Source organism: Streptomyces sp. NPDC055815 (assembly GCF_053616475.1).
Map to the genome: position 1 here is coordinate 48,003 of NZ_JBSHDU010000025.1, position 23,002 is coordinate 71,004.

Here is a 23,002-nt window from a genome sequence, read left to right on the forward strand (position 1 = left end):
CCCCGCCCGTGCAGGCCCGCCCGTACGCCCCCGCCCGCACCAGCCCACGAGGAGCCGTCATGAGCACCGTGCCGCCCGCCATCGCCGCCGCCGTCGGGCCGCTGCCCGAAGGCGCGATCGTGCCGCTGCCGCCCACCTTCGAGTCGGTCGAGGAGGAGCGCCGCTACCGCAAGGAGCAGCTCGCCGCCGGGTTCCGGATCTTCGGGAGGTTCGGCTTCTCGGAGGGCGTCGCCGGGCACATCACCGTGCGCGACCCCGGCGACCCGAACGCGTTCTGGGTCAACCCGTTCGGCATGAGCTTCACCCAGATCAAGGCCTCGGACCTGATCCTGGTGGACCACGAGGGGAACGTCCTCGAAGGGCGCCGGCCGGTGAACCGGGCGGCGTTCGTCATCCACTCGCGCGTGCACGCGGCCCGCCCCGACGCGGTCGCCGCCGCGCACTCGCATTCCCTGCACGGGAAGGCCTTCTCCAGCCTCGGCGTCCCGCTCGACCCGATCACCCAGGACGCCTGCGCGTTCTTCGAGGACCACGGGATCTACGACGACTACCGGGGCGTCGTGAACGAGACCGAGGAGGGCGAGCGGGTCGCCAAGGCTCTGGGTGACTTCAAGGCCGTCATCCTCAAGAACCACGGGCTGCTCACGGTCGGCCACTCCGTCGCCGAGGCCGTGTGGTGGTTCGTCACCATGGAGCGTTCCTGCCAGGCGCAGCTCCTGGCGATGGCGGCGGGCACCCCGCAGCTCATCGACCGCGAGACGGCCCTGCTCACCCGGGGGCAGATCGGCGGGCACCTGGCCGGCTGGTTCCAGGCGCGCCCGCTGTGGGATCAGATCGCCGCGTCCGACCCCGACCTGTTCGACTGAGCCGCGGGCCCCCGGCCGGGGATCTCGCGCGTCGTCGCCTCCAGGAGCGGGGCGAGGAACTGCCGCTCCAGGGTGCCGGGCGGCAGCTCGTCCGGCTCCACGTAGCTCTGCGCGAGTCCGCCCTCGCGCAGGGCGATGAGAAGGCGGGCGAACCGGTCCGCCTCCACGGTCAGTTCGCGTCCGGCCCGGCGCAGTACGAGGGTGAGGCCGCGGGCGATCTCGGCCCGCAGCCGCTCGTCGTGGCGCGCGAGCACCCAAGCGGCCTGGGGGTCGCGGATGGCGTGCAGGGTGAACTCGGTGGTGACGAGGTACCACTCCCGCTCGTCCGGTTCGACGCGGGCGGCGAGCTCCGCGAGCCGGGTGAGGGTGTACTCCTCGGGGGTGAGCGCGTCGATGGACTCGGCGAGGCGCCGTACGGTCCGCTCGCTGTGCTCGTCGAAGAGGGCGAGGAAGAGCTCTTCCTTGCTCGCGAAGTTCGAGTAGTACGCGCCCCGCGTGTAGCCGGCGCGCTCGCAGATCTGCTCGATCGTCGTCGCGTGGAAGCCGTGCTCGGCGAAGGTCTCCAGGGCCGCCTTCAGGAGCGCCGCGCGGGTGCGGGGCCGTCGCCTGGTGACACCTTTCGGCACGGGTGCGTCCTCCTCGTTCGGGCCGCTCGCGCGGCGGACGCCCACCTTACCGGCGTCCTCTTCCCGGGCGGCGATCAGCACCGGCGGATAAAATTCGACGCATGGCAGAGCGGCCCTTCGTGCCCGCTGCGCCCGATCTGGTCCTCGAGATCGACGGGGACGCGACGCTCATGAACCCGAGCCGCGTCTATCGCATCGGGCGCGACCCCACCAGCGACATCGTGCTCGCGGACGCCCGGGCGTCCTGGCACCACGCGGTGCTGAGCGCCGCCGGCGGCCACTGGACGCTGGCGGACGAGGGCAGTACGAACGGCACCTTCGCGGACGGTCTGCGGGTGGCCCGGTCGCGGGAGGTCGGTCCCGGGACGGTCGTACGGTTCGGGCATCCGGCCGACGGGCCGCGCGCGGTCCTCCTGAGCGGTGCCCCGGCGGAACCCCGTGCCGTACCGGAAGCGCCTCCCGAGTTCCCGCCGGAGCCCGTACCGGAACCCTGGCCCGTGCCGGAGCCGCAGGGACCGCCCCTGCTGCCGCCGCCACCGCCCGAGGAGGCCGTACGGGACCTGCCGCCGCTTCCGCCTGAGGAGGCCGTACGGGACCTACCGCCGCCACCGCCCCCGGAAGCCGCGCCCGCACGCGCGCCGGAACCCGCGCCCGCACCCCCGCGGGAACCCGCGCCCGAGGCCCCTCCGCTGCCCCTGCCGGAGCCTCCCGGGGCGGGTCGCGGCCGCCCCGTGACGCCGCGGCCCCCGTCCGTCGAGCATCCGGCCGCGACCGGCACCTTCCGCCGGCCGACCTCCGTGCGGCCGCTGCCCACCCACAGCATCCGGATCGGGCGCGCCCCCGACAACGACGTGGTCGTCGCCGACCTGGTGGTCTCCCGGCGGCACGCCGAGCTCCGCGCCCACCCCGACGGCACGTACTGGATCCACGACCTCGGCAGCCACAACGGCACCTTCCTCAACGGCGCTCCCGTCGTGGAGGCCCGAGTGACGGCGGAGGACATCGTCGGCATCGGCCGGGCCGCGTTCTGTCTGCTCGGCGGGCAGCTCGTCGAGTTCACCGACACCGGCGAGGTGTCGCTCGACGTCCGCTCGCTCGCGGTGACCGTCGACCACGGGCGCAAGACCCTCCTCGACGAGGTGTCGTTCCCGGTGGGCCAGAAGTGCCTGCTCGCGGTCGTCGGCCCGTCCGGTGCCGGGAAGTCGACGCTCCTGGGCGCGCTCACCGGTCAGCGCCCGGCCGACCGGGGCACGGTGCTCTACGACGGCCGTGACCTCTACCGGGACTACGCCGAGCTGCGCCAGCGCATCGGGCTCGTGCCGCAGGACGACATCCTGCACCTGCAGCTCACCGTCCGCCGCGCCCTGGGTTACGCCGCCGAACTCCGCTTCCCCGAGGACACCGTGGCGGCGGAACGGCGGGCCCGGGTCGACGAGGTGATCCGGGAGCTGGGGCTGGTGGAGCGCGCCGAGCAGCCGATCCACAGCCTCTCGGGCGGTCAGCGCAAGCGGGTGAGCGTCGCCCTCGAACTGCTCACCAAGCCGTCCCTGCTCTTCCTCGACGAGCCGACCTCGGGTCTCGATCCGGGCATGGACCGCTCCGTGATGCGCATGCTGCGCGGGCTCGCGGACGACGGCCGCACGGTCGTCGTGGTCACGCACAGCGTGCTCAGCCTCGACGTGTGCGACCGACTGCTGGTGCTCGCTCCGGGCGGCCGGGTCGCGTACTACGGCCCGCCCGCCGACACCCTCGGCTTCTTCGGCTTCGAGCAGTGGCCGGAGGCCTTCGAAGCCTTCGAGAACGACCGGGACCGCGACTGGGCCGAGCAGTACCGGGCCTCCCGCTTCCACCGCCGGTACATCGCGGACCCCATGGCCCACTCCGACGTCCCCGCGCCGGCCGGCGCCCCCGTGCGCGCCGCCGCCCGGCCGGCCGTGGAGCCCGCACCGCCGCCGAAGGCGCAGAGCTGGGGCTCCCAGCTGCGGACGCTCGTACGCCGGTACGCGGCGGCGCTCTCCGCCGACCGGACCTTCCTCGCCATCATGATCGCCCTGCCGTTCGTGATGGGCGCGATGGCCCGGGCCCTGTCCGAGGGCAGTCTCAACCCCGAGTCGACGCTGAACGTGCTGCTCATCCTCTGTGTGGGCGGTGTCCTGACGGGCGCGGCGAACGCCGTGCGCGAGCTGGTCAAGGAGCGCACGATCTACCGGCGCGAGAGAGCCGTCGGCCTGTCCCGTTCCGCCTACCTCGCCTCCAAGGTGGTGGTGCTCGGTCTGATCACGGTCGTGCAGGCGGTGGTGCTCACCCTGGTGGCCCTCATCGGTGTGCCGCTGAACGTGCCCGGCGGCAAGGGTGTCCTGATGCCGCCGCTGGTGGAGATCACCCTCGCGGTGGCGCTCCTCGCGTTCACGGCGATGATGCTCGGTCTGCTGGTCTCGGCGCTCGTCCGCAAGGAGGAGGTGACGATGCCGCTGCTCGTGCTCATCGCGATCGTGCAGGTGGTGTTCTGCGGGGCGCTGCTCAAGGTGCGCGGCACGCCCGTCCTGGAGCAGCTGGCCTGGCTCGTGCCCTCGCGGTGGGCGTTCGCGGCGATGGGCGCGACGATCGACATCGGGAAGATCGCGCCGAGCGAGAAGACCGCCGATCCGCTGATGCGGCACACGGCGGAGGCCTGGCTGTTCGACATGGGCATGATGGTGGTGCTCTGTCTCGTCCTCGGCCTGGTCGTGGCGCGGCTGCTGCGCCGCCACGAGCCGGTCGTCATGCGGAGGTAGGCCCGTGAGCTCTCCTACGGCGGAGGTGAGGCCGTGAGCGTCCCCGTACCCGAGTACGTGCCGGAGTTCCGGCCCACCCATGTGGTGCCGCGTTCCGGGCTGCCCGCCTGGGAGGCGCCCGATCCGGAGCTGCCGACGGTGCCCCTCGACGCCTTCCTGCCCGTACGTCTTGAGGAGCGGACCGGCGACTGGGGCCGGGTGCTGTGCTCCAACGGCTGGACGGCGTGGGTCGACGCGCGCCTCCTGGTGAGCGTGCCGGAAGACCCTCCGGCGGCGGGCCGGCCGCTCACCAGGACGGCCGATCCCCGGCCGCTCATCGTCCGCGCCGAGGACGCGCTGGGCCGCTACCGGCGGGCCGCGGAGGAGCTGGGCGCGGGCCGGCTCGACGGTGAGGGCTTCCGGCTGCGGACCCGCGGACTGCGGGTCGGCATGGTCGTCGACGGCGAGTCGGTGTGGCTGTACGACGCGGAGCACGAGCGCTGGGTGTACTGCGACGGGGTCGGGCTCAGTACGTACGCGGCGTCGGCGCCCCCTTCCCCCGAAGCCGACCGGCCGGCCGAGGAGCCCGGGGCGGCGGCGCCTCCCGGCTACGAGCCGACGCAGGTCGTGCCCCAGGTGGATCCGGCGGGGGCGGCCGGGCCGCCGCCGACGCAGGTCGTGGGGCCGTCGGGACCGGCGGGTGAGGAGCGATGACCACCGGCGGGGCACATGGGGACCCGGAGCTCCCGGCGGGCCGGCCCTCGGGGCTGATCGGCAAGGAGATCGCGGGCTACCGCGTGGAGAGCGAGATCGGCCGCGGCGGCATGGCCGTCGTGTACCGGGCGCGGGATCTGCGCCTCGACCGGACGGTGGCGCTGAAACTGCTCGCGCCCGAACTGGCCCGCAACGACACCTTCCGCAAGCGCTTCGCGCACGAGTCGCGGGTCGCCGCCTCGATCGACCACCCGCACATCGTGCCGGTCTTCGACGCGGGCGAGACGGAGGGCGTCCTGTACATCGCGATGCGGTACGTGGCGGGGCAGGACCTGGTGGCCCTGCTCGACCGCGAGGGCCCACTGCCGCCGGTGAAGGCGGGCCGGATCGCGGTGCAGGTGGCCTCGGCCCTGGACGCGGCGCACGCGCACGACCTGGTGCACCGGGACGTGAAGCCCGGGAACATCCTGGTCGCGGAGGGCACCGACGGCGACCACCCGGAGCACGTGTACCTGACCGACTTCGGCCTGACGAAGAAGTCCCTCTCGCTGACGGGCTTCACGACGGTGGGCGAGTTCGTCGGGACCCTCGACTACGTGGCGCCCGAGCAGATCTCCGGCAAGCCGGTGGACGGCCGGTGCGACGTCTACAGCCTGGCGTGCGTGGTCTTCGAGACGCTGGTGGGGGTGCCGCCGTTCCGCCGTGACACGGACTGGGCGGTGCTGTGGGCGCAGCAGTACGATCCGCCGCCCCCGCTCTCCGAGGTGCGGCCGGGGCTGCCGGCGGCGGCGGACGCGGTGTTCGCCAAGGCGCTGGCGAAGACGCCCGAGGAGCGGTACGGGACGTGCCTGGAGTTCGTGGCCGCGCTGCGCGCCGTCCTGGCCGACGCGGGCGGCGGCGGTCCGGTGGTGCCGCGGGGGCCGCGGCGACTGGGTGCGCCACCCGCCCCGCCGGCGTGGGCGCGGCCGGTCTTCCGGGAGCTGGACTAGTGGCGCGTCAGGCGTTGCCTACCTGCGCGGTCTCCGCCCTCCCGACCTCCGTAATTCGCTTGCGCTTCCTCGTCACTCGGGTCAACGTCGCGTGACACCTGACGAAGGCAGAGAGCATGACCACGCAGACCCCTCCCGTCGACCACGAGCTCATCGAGGCGGCGGCGCACGTTGCCCGCACTCGCTGTCGGGGCGACAACCACACCATGGCAGCCGCCGCCCGTGCCCGGGACGGCCGCATCGTCACCGCGGTGAACGCCTACCACTTCACGGGAGGACCCTGCGCCGAGCTGGTCCTCATCGGCACGGCAGCCACCCAGGGCGCCTACGACCTTGACACGATCGTCGCGGTGGGCGACCGCGACCGAGGGGTTGTTCCCCCGTGCGGCCGGTGCCGTCAGGTCCTCCTCGACTACTTCCCGACCCTCAAGGTCATCGTCGGCGAAGGCGATCACATCCGAACCGTCCTCATCACCGACCTGCTGCCCGCCAGCTACATCTGGGCCGACCACCAGCTCGACGCCGAGTAACCGCGCTCCTCAGCTCGCGCTGGGACCGCCGGGCCAGCGTTGTCCGAGGCGTGTGCGAGGGTGATCGGCGAGGGCGTCGTTCCGCACGCCCGGAGGGCCGGTACGTCCAGGGGGAGCAGCACATGGCCAGTCGTCGCGCGCGTTCGGACCTCGACGGGGTGAAGGCGTGGTGGCGGACGCTCGGCGGTGACGGGTTCGTGGTCCTTCCGCCGCCGACGCGGAGCCGGTACACGCAGAGCGACGGGCACGAGGACGCCGCCGAGTTGATCGGGACCCGGGGTCTCGGCGACGGGACGTCGTTCGCGTACTGGCACTGGCAGGCGCATCAGGCCTTCGACCGGTCGGGGTCCCTGACGCGGGAGCTGATGCTGTACTGGGGCGGCGACCACGCGACCGTCGCCGCTGGGCTGGGCGAGGGGCCGGCCGGGTTCCGTGTCGTCGACGGCGGGCCGCAGGGGGCCTTCCGGCTCGACCTGATGTCGGGCCGGGACGAGGCGGGGCTGCCGGACCCCGCGGATCCCACCGGGGTACGGCAGTTCCTCGCCGGGCTCGACGAGCCGCTGGACCGGACGGTGTACCCCTTCCGCCACCGTCCGCTGACGGCGGCCGAGGCCGAGTGGCTGCACGAGCGGCTGCGGGAGCCCGTGGAACTGCCGGGCGCGGCCCGGTTCGTGACCTGCCTCGAACGCCGGGACGGGCTCTCGTACGAGGAGACGGTGCGGCTCTCGCGCGCCTGGCGTGGGGCGTACGAGGGGCGGCTCGCGGAGTGGGACGGCTGGCGGGCGCTGCTCCACGCGCTGCTGCGCCACGACCACGCCGAGGCCTGGGACGCGGTCGCCGCACTGGGGAGCCGGGCGGCCGAGGTGGTGCGTGAGGTTCCGTCCGGGCAGGGGCTCGCCGTGCTGCGGGAGTTCGCGCTCGCCGGGGACCGTGCCGCGATCGGCGCATGGCTCGCGGTCCACCGGGCCGTCCACGAGCCCGACGCGGTCCTGGCCGCGGCCGCGCTCGCCGCGGAACTGGAAGCGCACGGGGCCCCGGAGGCATCGCTGCGGGGTCTGTCCGGGGCGCTCTCCGCGGCCGTCACGGCCGATCGGCGGCGGGAGTCGGGGGTCGACCACCGGGCGGGCCTGTCCTTCGCCGCGCTGGCGGCGGTCCGTTTCTCCACCGACGCGCGTCTGCCGCGCGCCCTGCGCGTGCTCGCCGCCGGCACGGCACGCGACCAGGTCGCCCATGTACGGGAGGAGGCCGTCCGGCTCGGCCCCGGCTACGCCGACGTCACCGGGGTCGACGCGGCGGACGCGCTGGCCGCCGCCGACCGCTACGACGCCGTCCGCGACGAACTGCTCCTCGGCACGGGGCCCGATCTGACCGCCTACGAGGGCTCGCTGTGCGACGTCTACGACCGGTACCGGACCCTCACCGAGGCCGACGTCCACTGGCTGCGGGCTCGGGTGGCGGACCGCGGCACCGGCATGCAGGGGCTCGGCTTCTGCCTGGAGCTGCTGTACGCCCACGGCTCGGCCGGCGCGGCGGAGGTCGAGGCGCTGCTGCCCCGCTGGAAGAAGGACCTCACCAAGCGGTACCGGACCACGTACACGGAATGGCGCCACCCGCTCGTCACCCTCACCTGTCTGGCCCTCGACCTGGGACACCCCGCCGCCGGTGACCTGCTGGCCTGGTGGGCCAGGCCCCGGCCGCTGTGGAAGGAAGAACTCCGGCTGCTCACCCACCTCGGCGCCCCGGACGAGACCAAGGCGGCCGAGCTGTGGGACTTCGTCACCTCGGGCGCCCACGACGTCGGACAGCTCCTCACCTGGGTGCTGGTCCGCGCCCGCCTCGACGGCGAGCCCCCGCTCCGCGTGGCCGACCGCCTGCTGCGCGCGCGGGCCCTCCCCGCGCATGTCGCGCGGCGACTGCTCCTCTCGGCGGTGGACCCCGCGCAGCCGCTGTGGCACTACTCCTTCGATGCGATGCGCCGCGGCTGGTGGCAGCGCGCGCGGGAGGTCGTGGACCATCCGGGGCTCTCCCCCGAGGCCCGTGCGATCGGCCTGCGGGCGGCCCGGGAGCACGATCTGATCCGCCGTCCGGACCAGCTGCGCCCCGCGGCGACCGAGGCCGAGCGGGCAGCGGCCCGCGCGTGGCTCGACGGGCACGCGGAGCCCGACGGCCCCTGACCGGACGTCTACGGGATGGGCCGCTAGGCCGTCTCTTTCGGATCTTGCCGGTTAAGCCCGCGGCGTCTGGTGCCGTGCATCGCAAGGCGGAGGGTCGCCCGACTACTGGACGTACTTGGGCGGGCCCGACAACGCGGCGAGGTGCGGTGCCAGGCGTCGCGGGTCAGGCAAGATCCGGAAGAGACGGCCTAGCCGTGATGCCGTGCACCGGTGACGACGAGTGAGACGTTCTGTCCGCCGAAGCCGAAGGAGTTGCTGAGCACGGCCTCCTGAGGGAGGTCTCGTCGTTCCGCGACGACATCGAGGTCGATGTCGGGGTCGACGCCGGCCGCGGTGAGGTTGCGGGTCGGCGGGATGACGCCGTGTTCCACGCCGAGGATGGCGATGAGCGCCTCGATCGCACCGGCCGCGCCGAAGAGGTGACCGAGTGCCGCCTTGGGGGCTGTCACGGTGGCGCGACCGAAGACCTCCCTGATCGCGCGTGCCTCGGCGACGTCGCCGACGGGGGTCCCGGTGGCGTGGGCGTTGACGTGGCCGATCCGCTCGGGAGCCAGACCGGCTTGCGCGAGGGCCTTCCGCATGGCCGAGACCTGACCGGAGCCGTCGGGGGCGGGGGCCGTGATGTGGTGGGCGTCGGCGGCGATGCCGGCGCCCGCGAGCACCGCGTGGACGTGCGCGCCGCGGGCGCGGGCGTGCTCGGCGCTTTCGAGCACCAGGACGGCGGCGCCCTCACTGAGGACGAATCCGCTGCGGTCCGTGGCGAACGGCCGTGACGCCGAGGCCGGTTCTTCGGCGTGCCGTGACAGTGCCTGCGCCTGGACGAAGCCGGCGACGGTGATCGGGGTGATCGCGGCCTCGGTGCCGCCCGCGATGACCACGTCCGCCTCTCCGGCACGGATGAGCCTGGCGCCCAGGGCGATCGCCTCGGCACCGGAGGAGCAGGCCGAGACGGGCGTGTAGGACCCGGCCCGTGCCCCGTATTCGATGCTGATCAGCGCCGCCGCCGCATTGGGCATGAGCATGGGGACCGTGCGGGGCGAGACGCGCCGGGTCCCGGCCGCCTCCAGTGCGTCGTCCTCCTTCAGCAGCGTCCGTACGCCACCGATGCCCGTGCCGATCGCGGACGCGAGGCGGTCCGGGTCCACGTCCGGGGCGCCGGCGTCGGCCCAGGCCTCGGCCGCCGCGACGAGGGCCGCCTGCTGTGAGCGGTCGAGCCGCCTGGCCCGCACCGGCGGCAGCGACGCGGCCGGATCGACCGCCATCGTCCCCGCCACGATGTCGGGAAGGCCGGCGGCCTCGTGGCCGCGCAGGGCTCCGCCCCGAACGCCGGACTCGCCGGCGAGCAGGGCCTCCCACGTGGACACGACGTCTCCCCCGAGTGGCGTGATCGCGCCGAGTCCGGTCACCACGACTTCAGTCCGGTGCATGCCCGTCACCTTTCTTGTATGCGATACAAGTGAACAGGGCCCATGTTGTATCACATACAATTCCGGCGTGGAGAAGAAGCCGACCGAAGCCCGCTCGACCTCGGCCCGGTCGCGTGACCGCGGTCGCGCGACGAGGCGCCGACTGATCGAGGCGACCGCACGGCTCTGCGAGGAGCGGCCCGGCGCCGAGCTGAGCGTCGCGGAGATCGCGCACGCGGCGGGCGCCTTCCCGAATCAGGTCACCTACTACTTCGGCTCCAAGGACTCGCTGCTCGTGCACGCCGCCTTCCTCGGCCTGCTGCACGACGCCCGGCGGATCGAGCGCATCGGCCGCCAGGCTCCCGACGCGGCGGCGTTCCGGCGCAACATCGCCCGCGCCGTGCTGGCCATGCCGTCACTCCCGTCGGTCGCGCGAGCGCTCGCCGCCGGGATCTCCAAGCCCGAACTGGCCCCCGTGGTCGACCGGCACCTCCAGCTGCTGTTCCGGCAGTCCGAGCGCTTCGTGGGCCGGCTCGTCGACGCGCGCGGCTGGACGGCCCGCCGCCCGCTCGCCACGGAGGTCAGGACGTTCTGGAGCACCGCGCTCGGCGCGGTCCTCCTGGTCCGCGCCGGCGCCCACGGCACCGTCTCCGACCTCGACCTGGCCGGAGCCCTGACCATCCACGACGAGGCCGAGCGCGGCTAGCTCCGCCGCGCTCCTCCAGCGCGCGGACTGCCGTCGGCCGACCCGTCATTTGCTCCAGATGTCCAGCAGTTGGTTCGCCGCACGGAAATTGTCGGGTGAATCGGCGTTGCACACCACAGCCACGGCGGTGTTCCGGTCCGGGCTCACCTTGAAGGTGCTGTGGAATTGCTCCCAGTCGCCGCGGTGCACCAGGCTCTTGTCGGGGAGAAGGAGCATTCCGGCGCCGTACCACCCTTCTTCGATGCCGCGTCGGCGCAGGGCGTCGCCCACATTGACGGCCCCCTCCGTGACTCCGGTGAGCAGTTCCGTTCCACCGATGCGGCCGGTGCGGTAGTTGTCGGCCCAGCGGACAAGTTCCCCGGGAGTGGTTTGAACGGACCCGTCTCCGTACTGTTTCCAGGGGGAGGAATTGGGGGTGAAGGCGCCGTCCCGCTCGTCGTACGACTTCGCCTTGCCGGGTACGTCGACCGCCGGGGACAACCTCATGCGCAGGTGCAGCGGGGTGAAGAATTCCTGCTGGAGGAACGTCGGGAACGGCTTTCCGGTGACTCTTTCGACGACGTGGGCCAGGAGGACGTAGTTGGAGTTGGAGTAGGAGAAACGCCTGCCTGGCGAATCCTCCGGCTGTGAGGCGAGGATGGCCGCGATCGCTTCCCGCTGGCCGGCCGGATCCGTCAGCCCGATGCCCTTGGCCTCCAGCAGATCCTGATAGTCGGGAATGCCGCTGGTGTGACGCATCAGGTCACCCAGCGTGATGTCCTGGGTCCAGGCGGGCGGGTTGTCGAGGAAGTCGGACAGGGGGTCGTCGAGTGCGAGTCGATTCCGCCCGGCCAACAGGAGAACGGCATCCGCGGTGAATTGCTTGGAATTGGACGCCATGTCGAAAACCGTCTTCGAGGTGATGGCGCGCCCGGTCGCCAGGTCGGCCTTCCCTCTGCCCGCCTCCCAGACGACATCACCGCGTTCGCCGACCGCGGCCGCGCAGCCCGGGCCGTCGGCGGAGGGCACCAGGTCCTGAAGAAGCGCTGCACTGCGCTTCTCGCGATCGTCGTCGGCCGCTTGCGCCTGCGGAAGTACGACACCGGACAGCGCGACCACCATCACGGCGGCCCCGGCCGTGAACCACGACGCCATCCGATGCACTCGGACCACCTTCTTCCCTACCATCGAGCGTCCTCCGGCGGCCATGCTGTGGCCAATCGATCAAGAGCCGACGGATTCCGCGTGGAGACAGTCAGGTCGTGACGCGCGGACAGCTCTCGGACGTTCAGGGGAAGTTCGTCGAGCCTCCTTGCCGTCCGTGTGCCCGTCGGCAGGCCCCGCAGACAGGACCTAGGCCTGGTCGACGACCTCGCCCTTGCGGTGGACCCGGGAGGCGAGGAGGCCGCCGAGGAAGCCGAGGGCCAGGCCCCAGAGCAGTGCGAAGCCCGTCGTCTTCCAGACGTCCGGGCGGAGCAGCACCTCGCCGCCGAGCGAGGCGAGGTCGCCGATGCCGAGGACGGAGAGGCCGAAGCGGGCCTCGACCAGGGTGAGCGGTGCGGCGACCAGCATGGTGAGTGCGAAGGCGATGCCCACGTGCAGTGAGTGCTGCCAGAGGGAGATGCGGGCCGGGGAGCGGACGGCCGCCACGAACGCGGCGCCGAGCACCAGGACGGCGGCGATGGGAAGCAGCCACCATGCGCGCGCGTCCTGCGCGGCGAGCGAGGACAGGTCGACGGTGGAGAGGTCCGGACTGTCGCCCTTGCCGCGCAGGACGGCGTCGAGGATCTGCGGCATGGGCAGGCCGAAGGGCCCTTCCGCCTTGCCCTGCCAGGAGCCGCCGATGCCCACGCCGAGGGCGATCCAGGTGAGGTTGGGGAGGCCCAGGAGGAGCACGGCGAGGGTCTCCGCGGTGTGGCCCTTGGTCGCGGCGACGACGATCCCGATGACCAGGCCCACGACGACGTACGCGAGGAGCAGCAGGAGCATCGCGAAGGCCGCGGGCCGTACGGGTTCCTGGTAGCGGACGAGCCGGGGCGGCAGCGGGGTCCTGCGGGAGACGAGGAGGGCGACGGCGAGCACGCCGAGGATCCACAGGAGGCCGTAGAAGAGCGTGGTCCCGACGTCGGTGCGGAAGCCGACGGTCGGGTTCGTGGCGTCCAGGAGCTCGCCGAAGATGTCCATGAGGGACCCTTCGGAGGTGCCGCCGCCGAGGGTGAGCGGGAAGTCGTGGCGGGCGAGGGCCGAGACGCCTGCGAGCGCGATCAGCCAGAGCACGGTGACACTCGCCGCGCGGAGCAGCAGCGAGCGGCTGCTGGTCACCGCGTGGTGCCGCAGGGGGCGCAGGAAGCAGTAGCCGGTGACCAGTGCGCCCACCAGGGTGACGGTGAGCGGCATGGCGGTCAGTTCGGCCTGGGTGCCGGCGAGGGCGCCCGCGTCGCCGGAGAGTTCGACCTTGCCGCCCGAGGCCATGACGACGACCGCGGCGAGGACGGCGGTGAAGCCGCCGGGGAGGTCGGCGGCACCCGCGGCCCAGAGGCCGAGCCCGGCGACGACGCCCATCGCGACGAACCCGGCGACCACGGCGGCCAGGGCCTGGAGGACGACCCGGACGTAGGGCCCGGTCGGGGTCGTGGATGTCCGCGCGGAGGCGGGGAGCCGACTGCTCGTCACCCGGCCCACGCTAGTACCGGGGCCGGTGCTCCGCTTGCGGACGGGCACCGTTCGACGCACACAATGGGCGCGGAACGGAAGAAAGGGAAAAACGTGACTTCCCACCCGCCGTCCGGCCCTCCGTCGGTTCCCCCCGCAGGTCCCCCCTCGGGCCCCCTCTCGGGTCCGAGCACACGCCCGGGAAGCGCCGGCCCCCCGCCACCGCCCGGACCGCCCCACGGCGGCTCGGGGGGCGGCGGCTCGTCCGGCGGCGGCCCCGGACCGGGCGGCTCGGGACCGGGCGGCTCCGGTCCGGGCGGCGATGGGGCCGGCGGCGCTGGGCCGGGCGGGGACGGTCCTGGCGGTGGCGGGAAGGGCGATGGCGGTCCCTGGTGGCGCTCCGTCCCGAAGGTCGCCTCGGTCACCGCCGTACTCGTCGCGGCCGCGGCGCTGGCCGTCGTCCTCACCAACCGCCCCGACGGCAAGAGCGACACCGCGGGTTCCGGCGGCGGCGAGGTCTTCCTGCAGAACGCCGCCGCGACCGGCCCGGACCCCTTCACCCGATCGACGGCACGCGCCGACGGCGGTTCCGCCCCACCGGCGGCCCTGCCACCCCGTACCGCCTCGGCCCTACCCGAGATGTCCGGGTCGACGCCCGGCCTGTACGGCGGCACGAAGTCGGTGTCGAGCTGCGACGTCGAGCAGCAGGTCCGCTACCTCTCCGGCGAGCCCGCCAAGAACGCGGCCTTCGCCAAGGTCGTCGGAGTCTCGCCGAACGACGTGCCCGGCTATCTCCGCTCCCTCACCCCGCTCCAGCTCCGCGTCGACACCCGGGTGACGAACCACGGCTTCCGCGACGGCGCCGCCACCACCTACCAGGCGGTACTCCAGGCCGGGACGGCGGTCATGGTGGACGGCCGCGGGGTACCCCGGGTGCGCTGCGCCTGCGGCAATCCGCTCACCGTCCCGGTGGCGCAGCAGGCGCCCCGCACGACCGGCACGCCGTGGCAGGGGTACAGCTCCCAGCAGGTCGTCGTGGTGGCGCCCTCGGTGACGGTCGTGAACGTCTTCGTGGTGTACGACCCCCAGGACGACGGCTGGTTCGCGCGGATCCACGGCGACACCGGCAAGCACGACAGGCCGACTCCGCCGCCTCCCCCGCCGCCCACGATCTCCCCGTCCACCCTCGTACCGCCCTCGCCGTCCACGTCCAGCTCGTCCCCGTCGGTCTCCCCGTCGTCGCCGGTGCCGTGCGTGACGGTGACGGGCACGGAGACCCCGACGCCGAGCAACGGGATCACCCCGTCGCCGTGCCCCTCGACGCTCTCCCCCTCGGCGTCGACGTCCTCGCCGGAGTCCCCGTCCGACTCGCCCGGTCCCTCGGACTCCTCGCCGTCGACGGCGTCGTCGAGCCCGGAGTCGGGGCCCCCGTCGGACGGCGCGGCGGACCTTTCGAGCGGGCTGCCGGACCAGCGGGCGGACCAGCAGAACCAGTCGGCGGCGGCCGCCTCGCTCTCGGCGCCGGCATCGAAGGTCCCGTCCGGCTCGAAGGTCCCGTCCGGTTCGGCCTCGGCGTCGCGGTCCTCCTCGGCCTCCGCCTCGATCCCGGCCCCCGCGCCCGGTCCCGGTTCCGCGCCCGTCGTCTGATCGCGGTCGCCCCCTCAGGGCGCGCAGGCGGCCCTTCTCTCCGGTACGGGGGTACGGGCGTTCCGCCGCAGGACGCGGGCCTCGCCGGGGAACAGGAGCGGGCCCGGCACCGTCAGCACCGGCCCGGTCGCGCGGCGCAGGACCGCGCGCAGCACCGGCCGCCGCCGGAGCCGGGCGAACCGGCCCCGGCGGGGGGCCGAGCCGAGGACCAGCAGGTCCCCCGGTCGGTCGGCCACCGCGCACAGTGCCGAGGCGGGCGTGCCCCGGACCACCCGGCCCTCGAAGGCGAGGCCCGCGGGGACGCCGCCGAGTGCGTCGACGAGCGCGTCCTCCAGGCGACGGCGGGCCTCGTCGCCCCACAGTCGCGCCCAGGCCCGGTCGGGCATCCGGGCGAACAGCCCCTCCCCTTCCGGGGGCTCCCAGACCAGCACCGCGAGCAGCGGCCTGTTCTCGCGGCGGGCGAGCACGGTCGCGTACCGCAGGGCGGCGAGCGAGGCGAGCGAGCCCGTCACCCCGACGACGACCCGACCGCCGCCTTGCGGCAACGGGCCGGTCATGCCGGTTCGCAGGCGTGGGCGCGAGGCTTCGCCGTCGCGGCGGCGTGCTCCACGCGGGTGCGTGCCGCCCGGCGGCGCAGGGCCCGGAACCAGGCGCCGATCGGCAGGGGGCGGGCCGCCCGCTCCTCGGCGCGCTGCTGCCACATTCGCTCGTCACGGTCGGTGAAGTGTCCGGACATCGGTCGTCTCCCTTCCCTGAAGGACATCTGAGGACATCTGAGGACCATGGCCACCAGGCCACTGGGAAGGAGTCTGTAACCTTATTGGCCCGGACAGCAGAGCCAATGAGGAGTGATTGGCATGGCAGTGGCACGTGTGGTCCATACAGCGGACCGGACCCTGACGGGCCGCCAGCTCGCATCGCTGCTCACCCCGCCCCCGGAGGGCCGGTTCGGGTACCGGGAGCTGGCGCGGGCCGTGCGGGAGGCGCTGCTCGACGGCCGGGTGGCGCTGCGTCTGCGGCTGCCGGCCGAGCGGGAGCTCGCCGCGGTCCTCATGGTGAGCCGGACCACCGTGACGGGGGCGTACGACCTGCTGCGGGAGAGCGGGTACGCGCACAGCCGACGCGGCGCCGGCACGTGGACGGCGTTGCCGGACGGGCAGACGCCCACGGTGCTCGGCGCCTTCCATGACGACGCGGGCGCGACGATCGACCTGGCCCTCGCCGCGCCGCACGCGCCCGAGGAGGAGCTGTCCGCCGCCCTGGCCGCGGCCGCCGGCGAGCTGCCCCGCTACGCGGGCGCGCAGGGCTACCACCCGTACGGGCTGCCCGCGCTGCGCGCCGCCATCGCCGAGCGCTACACGGCCCGCGGCCTGCCGACCCTCCCGGACCAGATCCTGGTCACCACCGGTGCGCAGCAGGCCGTCTCGCTGGTGCTCACGCTGCTCGGCCGGGCCGGCGACCGGGTGCTCGCCGAGAACCCCTCGTACCCCAACGCCCTCGACGCGATGCGCGGGCGCATGCTCCGCGTCACGCCGGTGCCGGTGACCGAGACCGGCTGGGACAGCGGGCTCGTCGACGCGGCGCTCCGGCAGACCGCGCCGCGGCTCGCCTATCTGATCCCGGACTTCCACAACCCGACCGGGCGGCTGATGCCCGCGGAGCAGCGCCGGGAGCTCGCCCGCTCGGCGCGGGCCACCGGGACCTGGCTGGTGGTCGACGAGACACTGACGGACATGGCCCTCGACGTGCCCGCGCCGCTGCCGTTCGCGGCGGCCGCCGGAGGGGGCGACGGCGAACAGATCGTCTCCGTCGGCTCGCTGAGCAAGAGCTGCTGGGGCGGGATGCGGGTCGGCTGGGTGCGGGCCGCGTCCCGTGTCGTGACCGAGCTGGCCAGGGTCCGCATCACCGCCGACCTGTCCGGTTCGGTACTCGACCAGCTGGTGGCCGTCGCCCTGCTCGACCGCCTGGGCGTGATCCTGCCCCGGCGCCGCGACGAGCTGCGGCAGCGCCGGACCGCGCTCACCGAGGCGCTCGCCCGCCATGTGCCGGAGTGGCGGTGGACGGAGCCGCCGGGCGGGTTGTGCCTGTGGATCGACCTGGGCCGGCCGGTCGCCTCCTCCCTCGCGTCCCGGGCGCTGCGGCACGGCGTACGGGTGGAGGGCGGCGCCCGGTTCGGCGTGGACCCGGGCACGCACGAGCACCGGCTGCGGATCCCGTTCACGCTGCCCGTGGACGTCTACGAGCCGGCGGCGGAGCGGCTGGCGGCAGCCCTGGACGGCGCCCCGGGGCACTTCGCCGACCCGGCCCAGCCGGACTGGGTGGCCTGAGCCGCGCGGGGGCGGCGGGGCCGGTGGAGCCCATATTCGGATGCCCGCGTCCGGAGGTCCGTGTACGGTCCACCGAGTGGAACCGCTGACCGACAAACAGATCCGCTCGTCCTTCGTGAACTGCACCAAGGGCGAGGCGGCGCGACTCAAGCTGCCCCTCGACTTCGCCGAACTCCCCTGGGAGGACCTGGACTTCCTCGGCTGGGTGGACCCGGGCGCGCCCCTGCGGGCGCACCTGGTCGTGCCGCGCGAGGAGGGACCGCTCGGTGTGAGCCTGCGGGTCCCGGCCACGGGACGGACCAGCGCCGTGAAGTCGAGCATGTGCCAGGTCTGTCTGACCGCGCACGCGTCCTCCGGCGTCACGCTCCTGGTGGCGCCGCTGGCCGGCAGCCGCGGCCGCGAGGGGAACACCGTCGGCATCTACCTCTGCGCCGACCTGGCCTGCTCCCTCTACGTCCGGGGCCGCCGGCAGCCGAAGCTGCGCCACCGGCGCCACGAGGAGTCCCTCACCCTCGACGAGCAGGTCGCCCGTCTGACGGGCAACCTGGACGCGTTCCTCGACCGGGTGACGACGGGCTGAGGGGCGGTACGGCCTCCCGGTTCAGCGGAAGGCCTGCTCGCCGGTGAGCGCCTTGCCGATGACCAGGGAGTGCACCTCGCTCGTGCCCTCGTAGGTGAGCACCGACTCCAGGTTGTTGGCGTGGCGCAGCACCGGGTACTCCAGGGTGATGCCGTTGGCGCCGAGGATCGTGCGGCACTCGCGGGCGATCGCGATCGCCTCGCGGACGTTGTTCAGCTTGCCCACGCTGACCTGCTCGGGGGTGAGCGCGCCCGCGTCCTTGAGCCGGCCGAGGTGAAGGGCGAGGAGCATGCCCTTGCCGAGCTCGACGGACATGTCGGCGAGCTTCTGCTGGGTCAGCTGGTAGGAGGCGAGGGAACGGGCGAAGACGACCCGGTCCTTCGCGTACGAGATCGCCGTCTCCAGGCAGTCGCGGGCGGCGCCGAGCGCGCCGAAGACGATGCCGAAGCGCGCCTCGTTGAGGCAGCCGAGCGGGCCGGACAGGCCGCGGGCCTCCGGCAGCATCGCGTCGGCCGGGAGGCGGACGTCCTCGAAGACCAGCTCGCTGGTGACGCTCGCGCGCAGCGAGAGCTTCATCTTGATCTCGGGCGCGCTGAAACCGGGGGTGCCGGCCGGGACGAGGAAGCCGCGGACGCCGTCCTCGGTCCGCGCCCAGACGACGGCGACGTCGGCCACCGAACCGTTGGTGATCCACATCTTGGTGCCGTTGAGCACCCAGTCGGACCCGTCCCGCTTGGCGTTGGTCCGCATGGCGCCCGGGTCCGACCCGGCGTCCGGCTCGGTCAGGCCGAAGCAGCCGATGTACTCGCCGGCCGCCATCTTCGGCAGCCAGCGCTGCTTCTGCTCCTCGGAGCCGTACTTCCAGATCGCGTACATGGCGAGCGAGCCCTGCACGGAGACCAGGGAGCGCAGTCCGGAGTCGACGGCCTCCAGCTCCAGACAGGCGAGGCCGTACGCGACGGAGTTGGTGCCCGCGCAGCCGTAGCCCTCCAGGTGCATGCCGAGCACGCCGATCCCGCCGAGGGTGCGGGCGAGCTCACGGGCGGGGATCTCGCCCTTCTCGAACCAGCCGGCGACGTGCGGCCGCAGCTCGCGGTCGGCGACGGCGCGCACGGTGTTCCGGATCTCCCGCTCCTCGTCGGTCAGGAGTCCGTCGACGGCGAGCAGGTCGAAGGGGTGGACGGGGGTGGACGGCGACTTCACGGACGGCCTCCTGGCGACTGTGGCAACTCGGCGAGCCGAAGCGTAGCCGCAGATCGGATATTGGATCCAGTATTGAGAATCCAAGATCTGGCCCGTACGGTCCGATTGGATCCAATCTCCAGTCGCAGGGATCCGATCTCCACCATCCGGATCCAATCTCCGGTCGGCTGGATCCGATCTCCACTATTCGGATCCAATCTCCAGTCGGCTGGATCCAACCTCCAGTCTTCGGTATCTCCAGCGGGAGCGAGGGAAGCTGAATGCGCGCAGACCAGCCGGGCACCCCAGGGACGCCACCCACGGCCGGCGCCCTGTCCGGGATCGTCGTCGCCGACTTCGGCCGGGTGCTCGCCGGGCCGTACATGACGATGCTCCTCGCCGACCTGGGCGCGGACGTGATCAAGATCGAGCGGCCGGGCTCCGGGGACGACACGCGCGCGTGGGGCCCGCCGTTCGCCGACGGCGAGGCCACCTACTTCCTCGGCGTGAACCGGAACAAGCGCTCCGTGTCGCTGGATCTCACGGATCCCGAGGACCTGGCCACGGCCCGGGCGATCGTGGACCGCGCGGACGTCCTCGTCGAGAACTTCCGCCCCGGCACGATGGAGAAGCTCGGCCTCGGATACGAGGACGTCAGGGCGGGCAACCCCGGGCTCGTCTACTGCTCGGTGACCGGTTTCGGCACCGCCGAGGGCGCCCGGCTACCGGGCTACGACCTGCTCGTCCAGGCCATGGGCGGCCTCATGAGCGTGACGGGGGAACCGGACGGGCAGGGCACGAAGGCCGGGGTCGCCCTGGTCGACGTCATCACCGGCCTCCACGCGGGGCTCGGCGTCCTGGCCGCCCTGCGGCACCGGGAGCGCACCGGCGAGGGACAGCGCGTCGAGGTCTCCCTGCTCACCTCCCTCCTCTCGGCGCTCACCAACCAGGCCGCCGCCCACCTCGGGGCCGGGGTCGTGCCGCGCGCGATGGGCAACAGACATCCGAGCATCGCCCCGTACGAGGTGTTCGAGGCGCAGGACCGGCCGCTGGTCCTCGCCGTGGGCAACGACCGGCAGTTCGGGGCCCTGTGCGCGCGGCTCGGCCGGCCGGAGCTCGCCGAGGACGACCGCTTCGCGACGAACACGGCCCGGGTCGCCCACCGGGAGGAGCTGGTCGAGGCCCTCGCCGGCCCGCTCGGCACCCGTACCGCCGACGGCTGGTTCGAGGAACTCACCGCGGCCGGTGTGCCCTGCGGGCCGATCAACGACCTGGCGGCCGCCTTCGGGCTCGCCGACCGGCTGGGGCTCGCCCCTCGCGTCCCGGAGTCCGCGGCCGGTCCCGGGCAGGTCGCCAACCCGATCCGGCTGGACGCCACCCCGGCCTCGTACCGCACCGCTCCCCCGCGGCTCGGCGAGCACACGGACGACGTCCGGTCGGAGCTGGGCGGAGTTGTCCACAGGGGGTCGGCGGCGAACGGCCACGCGTAGGAAGATGGTCGCCACCGGCGGAGTGATCCACCGGTGGCGACACGAGGGAACGGAAGGTCACAGGCGATGAGCAGCGCGGTGCAGAAGCGGCGGCCGCAGACCGCCCAGCAGTTCGTCCTGGAGGAGCTGCGGCGCGCCATCACCAGCGGGGAGCTCAGGCCCGGCGGGCCGATCCGGCAGGAGGCCCTGGCGGCCCGGTTCGAGGTGAGCCGGGTGCCGCTCCGGGAGGCCCTGAAGGCCCTGGAGGCCGAGGGCCTGGTGGTCCATCACGTGCACCGGGGCTACTTCGTCGCGGAACTCTCCCTCGACGACCTGGAGGAGATCTACCGGATCCGGGAGCTCCTGGAGACCGAGGCGGTCCGCATGGCCGTCCGTTGGATGCCGGACGGCACGGTCGCCACGCTCGAACGAATCCAGCGGGAGGTGGAGCGGGCCGCCGGCGAGGGGGACATCGCGGCGATGGCGGCGGCGAACCGGCTCTTCCACTTCACCCTCATCGAGGCCTCCGGGATGCCGCGCCTCGTCCGCCTCATCACGACCCTGTGGGACGCCACCGACGCGTACCGCTCGCTGTACTACACCGAGCCCACGCACCGGAAGCAGGCCGTACGGGAGCACCGCGCCGTGATCTCCTGCCTCCGGCAGGGCGACGAGGAGGCCACGGTCCGCTGGCTCGACGAACACCGGGCCCACGCGGTGGCGGCGCTGCGCGAGGTCCTGGGCCAGGAGCACCCGGACCAGGACTGACCCCGCGCGGGCCCCGGCAAGGGACCGGTCTCAGCCGGAGACCGGCGGTCGCGTGCCCGCGCGCCGGGCCGCGCCCGCCGCCAACAGGAGCACGGCCACGACCGCCAGGGCCCAGGGAGCGCCGTCGGCCGCGTGGAGCGGGTCGGCGAACATGCTCGCGGCCACGAGTCCCAGGAACACGCCCGTCGCGAGGAACCCGGTGCCGGCGGGCATGGCGTCCGCCGTCCGCCAGTCCCTGCGCGGGACCCACAGCCGCAGCAGCTCCGCCGTCATCAGCAGCGCCACCAGGCGGCCCGAGACGACGAACCACATCGGCGTCGCGTCCGTCACGCCCGCGCCGAACAGCGCGGTCATGGCGAAGAAGGCGACCGGCACGAGCCAGCCGAGGCTCGCCCGGACGCCGGACACGGGCAGGGCCTCGGCCGTGGACCCCGACGCGGACCCCGACCCCGACCCCGGCACCGGCACCGGCACCGACACCGACACCGACACCGACCCCGGCCTCGGCTCCGTCTCCGGCCCCGGCTCCGCCTCCGGTGCGCGTGGGGCCGGGATCACCGGCGGCGCGGTCGGCACCGGACGGAGGGCCCGGGAGCGCGCCCGGCGGTCGCGGAATCCGAGGTCGCCGTACCGGTCGACGTGGGCGGCCAGTTCGGCCTGGAGCGCGAGCAGCCGCTCCGCCATCGCGTCGAACTCGGCCCTGCGGAGCGCGGCCCCGTCGCCCGCCTCGCGCTCGGCGGCGGCCAGGACCGCCAGGCGCTCCGCGTGGAGCTGTTCGGCTTCGGCGCGGGCGGCTTCGGCGGTCTTCGGGACGTCGGCGAGGTCGGCCTTGAGGCGTGTCCGTTCGTTCTCGATGATCTCCTCGATGCGGTGCCGTTCGTCCGGGGGCAGTTCCTTCGGCGCGCGGGCCTCCGCCCGTGCGACGGCGGCTCGCCGCCACTCCATGAGGGGTCTGCCCCGGTGCTCGCCGATGCCGTTGATGTGGACCTTGCGGCCCTGGGTGCGGTGGATGTAGAGGACGTCGCCGCCGCGGCCGTTGGGCGCCTTGCCCCAGCTGACGCGCTGGAAGTCGGCGGCGGTCCTGATGCCCTGTGCGGCGAGGTCGCGGGCGAGTCCGCTGCCTATGCCGTTGACCTCGCTCGCCGTCAGGCGCGTCCCGCGGAGCGAGCGTTCGATCGATTCGCGCCGGAGGACGGCGAGCGCCTGGCGTTCGCGCCCGGCGCGCTTCCCGTCGAGGCCGTTCAGCAGGCCGGTGAGCGACCGCTCGCTCCTGGCCCGCTTCTCGTGGATGCGATGCAGGGCCTTCCCGTGCCGCGCCTCGGCACGGGTCCGGGCCCCGGCCTCGCGGTTCAGCCGCCGGCGGTCCGCCAGCTCGAACGGGCGTCGTGCGGCGAGGAGTCGGCGCTGGGCCCCGACCGACTCGACGAGGCGTCGTCGTTCGGCACGTATCTCGGCCGGATCGGTGGCCTGGAGGGGCGTGGTGCTGTCGATCACAGGTGGCTCTTCGGGGACTCGTGAGAACAGAAGGCCTCATTATCGCCACCCGTGTGCCACCGGCCCCGATGCCGGGTACGGGCCGGAGTCGGGTGAGGGGATCGCGTTCGGCGCGGCGTGCGGGGGCTGCGGTTACCCTG

Annotated in this window: 20 protein-coding genes; 12 read left to right on the forward strand and 8 right to left on the reverse strand. The window is 73.6% G+C overall.

Annotation, left to right across the window (positions count from 1 at the left end; translation table 11 throughout):
* The first annotated feature begins 59 nt into the window (after positions 1 to 59).
* Positions 60 to 866, forward strand: coding sequence for a class II aldolase/adducin family protein (locus tag ACWGN5_RS17955; protein WP_453516074.1), 807 nt, complete (start codon positions 60 to 62; stop codon positions 864 to 866).
* On the opposite strand, the gene ACWGN5_RS17960 is transcribed toward ACWGN5_RS17955, so the two are convergent.
* Positions 830 to 1,492: a TetR/AcrR family transcriptional regulator gene (locus tag ACWGN5_RS17960; protein ID WP_453516075.1), complete on the reverse strand. Its 663-nt coding sequence runs from the start codon at positions 1,490 to 1,492 to the stop codon at positions 830 to 832. The genes ACWGN5_RS17955 and ACWGN5_RS17960 overlap by 37 nt on opposite strands.
* A gap of 101 nt (positions 1,493 to 1,593) precedes the next feature.
* Here ACWGN5_RS17960 and ACWGN5_RS17965 point away from each other — a divergent pair, with 101 nt between their 5' ends.
* From ACWGN5_RS17965 to ACWGN5_RS17985, 5 genes are all read left to right on the forward strand, one after another.
* Positions 1,594 to 4,266: an FHA domain-containing protein gene (locus tag ACWGN5_RS17965; RefSeq protein ID WP_453516078.1), complete on the forward strand. Its 2,673-nt coding sequence runs from the start codon at positions 1,594 to 1,596 to the stop codon at positions 4,264 to 4,266.
* A 33-nt stretch (positions 4,267 to 4,299) separates the two neighbouring features.
* A complete protein-coding gene (locus tag ACWGN5_RS17970) occupies positions 4,300 to 4,959 on the forward strand; it encodes a hypothetical protein (protein WP_453516080.1) in 660 nt (219 codons plus the stop codon).
* Positions 4,956 to 5,948, forward strand: a complete 993-nt coding sequence (locus ACWGN5_RS17975) for a serine/threonine-protein kinase (RefSeq protein ID WP_453516083.1) — start codon at positions 4,956 to 4,958, stop codon at positions 5,946 to 5,948. Before ACWGN5_RS17970 ends, ACWGN5_RS17975 begins: the two co-directional genes overlap by 4 nt.
* A 116-nt stretch (positions 5,949 to 6,064) precedes the next feature.
* A complete protein-coding gene (locus tag ACWGN5_RS17980; protein ID WP_453516086.1) occupies positions 6,065 to 6,478 on the forward strand; it encodes a cytidine deaminase in 414 nt (137 codons plus the stop codon).
* 122 nt (positions 6,479 to 6,600) lie between these two features.
* On the forward strand, positions 6,601 to 8,652 hold the full coding sequence (locus ACWGN5_RS17985; protein WP_453516087.1) for a hypothetical protein: 2,052 nt from the start codon (positions 6,601 to 6,603) through the stop codon (positions 8,650 to 8,652).
* Between the two features lie 188 nt (positions 8,653 to 8,840).
* Here the strand turns inward: ACWGN5_RS17985 and ACWGN5_RS17990 are convergent, their stop codons facing one another.
* Positions 8,841 to 10,079 carry a beta-ketoacyl-[acyl-carrier-protein] synthase family protein gene (locus ACWGN5_RS17990; protein ID WP_453516088.1) on the reverse strand — a complete coding sequence of 413 codons (1,239 nt, stop codon included), beginning with the start codon at positions 10,077 to 10,079 and terminating at the stop codon, positions 8,841 to 8,843.
* Between the two features lie 67 nt (positions 10,080 to 10,146).
* On the opposite strand from ACWGN5_RS17990, the gene ACWGN5_RS17995 reads away from it, so the two are divergent.
* The gene (locus ACWGN5_RS17995; protein WP_453516090.1) at positions 10,147 to 10,764 is read left to right on the forward strand and encodes a TetR/AcrR family transcriptional regulator C-terminal domain-containing protein; all 618 of its coding nucleotides are present in this window, start codon (positions 10,147 to 10,149) and stop codon (positions 10,762 to 10,764) included.
* A 45-nt stretch (positions 10,765 to 10,809) separates the two neighbouring features.
* Here ACWGN5_RS17995 and ACWGN5_RS18000 read toward each other — a convergent pair whose 3' ends face one another.
* On the reverse strand, positions 10,810 to 11,931 hold the full coding sequence (locus tag ACWGN5_RS18000) for a serine hydrolase domain-containing protein (RefSeq protein ID WP_453516092.1): 1,122 nt from the start codon (positions 11,929 to 11,931) through the stop codon (positions 10,810 to 10,812).
* A 165-nt stretch (positions 11,932 to 12,096) separates the two neighbouring features.
* A complete protein-coding gene (locus ACWGN5_RS18005) occupies positions 12,097 to 13,416 on the reverse strand; it encodes a streptophobe family protein (RefSeq protein WP_453516094.1) in 1,320 nt (439 codons plus the stop codon).
* Positions 13,417 to 13,509: 93 nt separating this feature from the next.
* Between ACWGN5_RS18005 and ACWGN5_RS18010 the strand changes: the two genes are divergently transcribed.
* Positions 13,510 to 15,042: a DUF6777 domain-containing protein gene (locus tag ACWGN5_RS18010; protein WP_453516096.1), complete on the forward strand. Its 1,533-nt coding sequence runs from the start codon at positions 13,510 to 13,512 to the stop codon at positions 15,040 to 15,042.
* Between the two features lie 14 nt (positions 15,043 to 15,056).
* Here the strand turns inward: ACWGN5_RS18010 and ACWGN5_RS18015 are convergent, their stop codons facing one another.
* Together ACWGN5_RS18015 and ACWGN5_RS18020 are read right to left on the reverse strand one after the other, a co-directional pair.
* On the reverse strand, positions 15,057 to 15,599 hold the full coding sequence (locus tag ACWGN5_RS18015) for a universal stress protein (RefSeq protein ID WP_453516097.1): 543 nt from the start codon (positions 15,597 to 15,599) through the stop codon (positions 15,057 to 15,059).
* Positions 15,596 to 15,778 (reverse strand): hypothetical protein, encoded by a 183-nt coding sequence (locus tag ACWGN5_RS18020; protein WP_453516100.1) that lies wholly within the window; start codon positions 15,776 to 15,778, stop codon positions 15,596 to 15,598. Before ACWGN5_RS18020 ends, ACWGN5_RS18015 begins: the two co-directional genes overlap by 4 nt.
* Before the next feature lie 121 nt (positions 15,779 to 15,899).
* On the opposite strand from ACWGN5_RS18020, the gene yczR reads away from it, so the two are divergent.
* Both yczR and ACWGN5_RS18030 read left to right on the forward strand, forming a co-directional pair.
* Positions 15,900 to 17,369, forward strand: a complete 1,470-nt coding sequence (gene yczR, locus ACWGN5_RS18025; protein WP_453516101.1) for a MocR-like transcription factor YczR — start codon at positions 15,900 to 15,902, stop codon at positions 17,367 to 17,369.
* Between the two features lie 76 nt (positions 17,370 to 17,445).
* On the forward strand, positions 17,446 to 17,949 hold the full coding sequence (locus ACWGN5_RS18030) for an FBP domain-containing protein (protein ID WP_453516103.1): 504 nt from the start codon (positions 17,446 to 17,448) through the stop codon (positions 17,947 to 17,949).
* A 21-nt stretch (positions 17,950 to 17,970) separates the two neighbouring features.
* On the opposite strand, the gene ACWGN5_RS18035 is transcribed toward ACWGN5_RS18030, so the two are convergent.
* Positions 17,971 to 19,152 carry an acyl-CoA dehydrogenase family protein gene (locus tag ACWGN5_RS18035; protein ID WP_453516105.1) on the reverse strand — a complete coding sequence of 394 codons (1,182 nt, stop codon included), beginning with the start codon at positions 19,150 to 19,152 and terminating at the stop codon, positions 17,971 to 17,973.
* A gap of 260 nt (positions 19,153 to 19,412) precedes the next feature.
* Here ACWGN5_RS18035 and ACWGN5_RS18040 point away from each other — a divergent pair, with 260 nt between their 5' ends.
* Positions 19,413 to 20,621: a CaiB/BaiF CoA transferase family protein gene (locus ACWGN5_RS18040; protein ID WP_453516107.1), complete on the forward strand. Its 1,209-nt coding sequence runs from the start codon at positions 19,413 to 19,415 to the stop codon at positions 20,619 to 20,621.
* A gap of 66 nt (positions 20,622 to 20,687) precedes the next feature.
* Complete coding sequence (locus ACWGN5_RS18045; RefSeq protein WP_453516109.1) at positions 20,688 to 21,368, forward strand: GntR family transcriptional regulator; 681 nt, start codon at positions 20,688 to 20,690, stop codon at positions 21,366 to 21,368.
* A 30-nt stretch (positions 21,369 to 21,398) separates the two neighbouring features.
* Here the strand turns inward: ACWGN5_RS18045 and ACWGN5_RS18050 are convergent, their stop codons facing one another.
* Positions 21,399 to 22,862: a hypothetical protein gene (locus ACWGN5_RS18050; protein WP_453516111.1), complete on the reverse strand. Its 1,464-nt coding sequence runs from the start codon at positions 22,860 to 22,862 to the stop codon at positions 21,399 to 21,401.
* Positions 22,863 to 23,002 lie beyond the last annotated feature (140 nt).

What these genes read in the sequence shown, in the direction of transcription:
- ACWGN5_RS17955 (WP_453516074.1), top strand. Translation starts at nt 60, where the DNA reads ATGAGCACCGTGCCGCCCGCCATCGCCGCCGCCGTCGGGCCGCTGCCC.
- ACWGN5_RS17965 (WP_453516078.1), top strand. Translation starts at nt 1,594, where the DNA reads ATGGCAGAGCGGCCCTTCGTGCCCGCTGCGCCCGATCTGGTCCTCGAG.
- ACWGN5_RS17975 (WP_453516083.1), top strand. Translation starts at nt 4,956, where the DNA reads ATGACCACCGGCGGGGCACATGGGGACCCGGAGCTCCCGGCGGGCCGG.
- ACWGN5_RS17980 (WP_453516086.1), top strand. Translation starts at nt 6,065, where the DNA reads ATGACCACGCAGACCCCTCCCGTCGACCACGAGCTCATCGAGGCGGCG.
- ACWGN5_RS17985 (WP_453516087.1), top strand. Translation starts at nt 6,601, where the DNA reads ATGGCCAGTCGTCGCGCGCGTTCGGACCTCGACGGGGTGAAGGCGTGG.
- ACWGN5_RS17990 (WP_453516088.1), bottom strand. Translation starts at nt 10,079, where the DNA reads ATGCACCGGACTGAAGTCGTGGTGACCGGACTCGGCGCGATCACGCCA.
- ACWGN5_RS18000 (WP_453516092.1), bottom strand. Translation starts at nt 11,931, where the DNA reads ATGGTAGGGAAGAAGGTGGTCCGAGTGCATCGGATGGCGTCGTGGTTC.
- ACWGN5_RS18015 (WP_453516097.1), bottom strand. Translation starts at nt 15,599, where the DNA reads ATGACCGGCCCGTTGCCGCAAGGCGGCGGTCGGGTCGTCGTCGGGGTG.
- ACWGN5_RS18020 (WP_453516100.1), bottom strand. Translation starts at nt 15,778, where the DNA reads ATGTCCGGACACTTCACCGACCGTGACGAGCGAATGTGGCAGCAGCGC.
- yczR (WP_453516101.1), top strand. Translation starts at nt 15,900, where the DNA reads ATGGCAGTGGCACGTGTGGTCCATACAGCGGACCGGACCCTGACGGGC.
- ACWGN5_RS18040 (WP_453516107.1), top strand. Translation starts at nt 19,413, where the DNA reads ATGCGCGCAGACCAGCCGGGCACCCCAGGGACGCCACCCACGGCCGGC.
- ACWGN5_RS18045 (WP_453516109.1), top strand. Translation starts at nt 20,688, where the DNA reads ATGAGCAGCGCGGTGCAGAAGCGGCGGCCGCAGACCGCCCAGCAGTTC.